Source organism: Streptomyces tropicalis (genome assembly GCF_029269835.1).
Lineage (GTDB): Bacteria > Actinomycetota > Actinomycetes > Streptomycetales > Streptomycetaceae > Streptomyces > Streptomyces tropicalis.
Map to the genome: position 1 here is coordinate 1 of NZ_JARJBB010000076.1, position 2,906 is coordinate 2,906.

The 2,906-nt window shown below is 68.7% G+C and carries 2 protein-coding genes; both read left to right on the plus strand.

Features of this window, described 5'->3' with window-relative positions; genetic code table 11:
* Nucleotides 1-1,830, plus strand: a 1,830-nt coding sequence (locus tag P3H78_RS33000; RefSeq protein WP_276112857.1) for a 2-oxoacid:acceptor oxidoreductase subunit alpha, incomplete at its 5' end; no start/stop codon positions are given.
* Nucleotides 1,823-2,905, plus strand: coding sequence for a 2-oxoacid:ferredoxin oxidoreductase subunit beta (locus tag P3H78_RS33005; protein ID WP_276112858.1), 1,083 nt, complete (start codon nt 1,823-1,825; stop codon nt 2,903-2,905). The genes P3H78_RS33000 and P3H78_RS33005, both read left to right, overlap by 8 nt.
* Nucleotide 2,906 lies beyond the last annotated feature (1 nt).

Below are 2,906 nucleotides of genomic sequence, written 5' to 3' on the forward strand. Positions count from 1 at the left end.
CGGGTGATCATCCGTTTTGCGGGTGACTCGGGTGACGGTATGCAGCTCACCGGGGACCGTTTCACGTCGGAGACGGCGTCCTTCGGCAACGACCTGTCGACCCTGCCGAACTTCCCCGCGGAGATCCGGGCGCCCGCGGGGACCCTGCCCGGTGTGTCGTCCTTCCAGCTGCACTTCGCCGACCACGACATCCTCACCCCCGGCGACGCGCCGAACGTGCTGGTCGCGATGAACCCCGCCGCGCTGCGGGCGAACATCGGCGACCTGCCCCGCGGCGCGGAGATCATCGTCAACACCGACGAGTTCACCCCACGGGCCATGCAGAAGGTCGGCTACACCGCCTCCCCCCTGAAGGACGGCTCCCTCGACGGCTACAGTCTGCACCCGGTGCCACTGACCACGCTGACGGTGGAGGCGCTGAAGGAGTTCGACCTGTCCCGCAAGGAGGCCGAACGCAGCAAGAACATGTTCGCGCTGGGCCTGCTGTCCTGGATGTACCACCGGCCCACCGAGGGCACGGAGAGGTTCCTGACGTCGAAGTTCGCGAAGAAGCCGCAGATCGCGGCCGCGAACATCGCCGCGTTCCGCGCGGGCTGGAACTTCGGCGAGACCACCGAGGACTTCGCCGTGTCCTACGAGGTCGCCCCGGCCGCGACGGCGTTCCCGACGGGCACCTACCGCAACATCTCCGGCAACCTCGCCCTGGCCTACGGACTGATCGCCGCGTCCCGCCAGGCGGATCTGCCCCTGTTCCTGGGCTCCTACCCCATCACCCCCGCCTCGGACATCCTCCACGAGCTGTCCCGGCACAAGAACTTCCGGGTGCGCACCTTCCAGGCCGAGGACGAGATCGCCGGCATCGGCGCCGCCCTGGGCGCCGCCTTCGGCGGCTCCCTGGCGGTGACCACCACCTCCGGGCCGGGCGTGGCCCTCAAGAGCGAGACGATCGGCCTGGCCGTCTCCCTGGAGCTGCCGCTGCTGGTGATCGACATCCAGCGCGGCGGCCCCTCCACCGGCCTGCCCACCAAGACCGAGCAGGCCGACCTGCTGCAGGCGATGTACGGCCGCAACGGCGAGGCACCCGTCCCCGTCATCGCCCCCCGCACGCCCGCGGACTGCTTCGACACGGCACTGGAGGCCGCCCGGATCGCGCTGACCTACCGCACCCCGGTGATGCTGCTGTCCGACGGCTACCTCGCCAACGGCTCCGAGCCGTGGCGGATCCCGGAGCTGGAGGAACTGCCCGACCTGCAGGTGCAGTTCGCCCAGGGACCCAACCACACCCTGGCCGACGGCACCGAGGTGTTCTGGCCCTACAAACGCGACCCCCGCACCCTGGCCCGCCCCTGGGCGGTGCCGGGCACACCCGGCCTGGAACACCGCATCGGCGGCATCGAGAAACAGGACGGCACCGGCAACATCTCCTACGACCCCGCCAACCACGACTTCATGGTCCGCACCCGCCAGGCCAAGATCGACGGGATCGACGTCCCCGACCTCGAGGTCGACGACCCCCACGGCGCCCGCACCCTGGTCCTGGGCTGGGGCTCCACCTACGGCCCCATCACCGCGGCCGTGCGGCGGCTGCGCACCGCCGGGGAGTCCATCGCGCAGGCCCACCTGCGCCACCTCAACCCCTTCCCGCACAACCTCGGCACGATCCTGGAGCAGTACGACAAGGTGGTGATCCCGGAGATGAACCTCGGGCAGCTCGCCACCCTGATCCGGGCGAAATACCTGGTCGACGCGCACTCCTACAACCAGGTCAACGGCATGCCGTTCAAAGCCGAACAGCTCGCCAAGACACTCAAGGAGGCCATCGATGAGTGACACCTCCCCGCACAGCACAGGCGCATCGCTCCAGGCACTCTCCCTGGTGCCCAAGGCCGAGGCCCGGCAGTCCATGAAGGACTTCAAGTCCGACCAGGAAGTGCGCTGGTGCCCCGGCTGCGGCGACTACGCCATCCTCGCCGCCGTCCAGGGCTTCATGCCCGAACTCGGCCTGGCCCGCGAGAACATCGTCTTCGTCTCCGGCATCGGCTGCTCCTCCCGCTTCCCCTACTACATGAACACCTACGGGATGCACTCCATCCACGGCCGCGCCCCCGCCATCGCCACCGGCCTGGCAACCTCCCGCCGCGACCTGTCCGTCTGGGTCGTCACCGGCGACGGCGACGCACTGTCCATCGGCGGCAACCACCTCATCCACGCCCTGCGCCGCAACGTCAACCTCAAGATCCTGCTGTTCAACAACCGGATCTACGGCCTCACCAAAGGCCAGTACTCCCCCACCTCCGAAGTCGGCAAGATCACCAAATCCACACCCATGGGCTCCCTCGACGCCCCCTTCAACCCCGTCTCCCTCGCACTCGGCGCGGAAGCCTCCTTCGTCGCCCGCACCATCGACTCCGACCGCAAACACCTCACCGACGTACTCCGCGCCGCAGCCGCCCACCCCGGCACCGCACTCATCGAGATCTACCAGAACTGCAACATCTTCAACGACGGCGCCTTCGACGCCCTCAAAGACCGACAACACGCCGAAGAGGCCCTCATCCGCCTCCAGCACGGTCAACCGATCCGCTTCGGCACCGACGAACGACGCGGGATCGTCCGCGACCAAGCCACCGGCGACCTCAAAGCCGTCACCATCACCCCCCACAACGAGACGGACATCCTCATCCACGACGCCCACGCACCCTCCCCCACCACCGCCTTCGCCCTCTCCCGCCTCGCCGACCCCGACACCCTCCACCACACCCCCATCGGCATCCTCCGCTCCATCGACCGCCCCGTCTACGACACCGCCATGGCCGACCAACTCGACACCGCCACCGAACAACACGGCAAAGGCGACCTCGCCGCCCTCCTCACCGGCACCGACACCTGGACCGTCACCGGCTGAC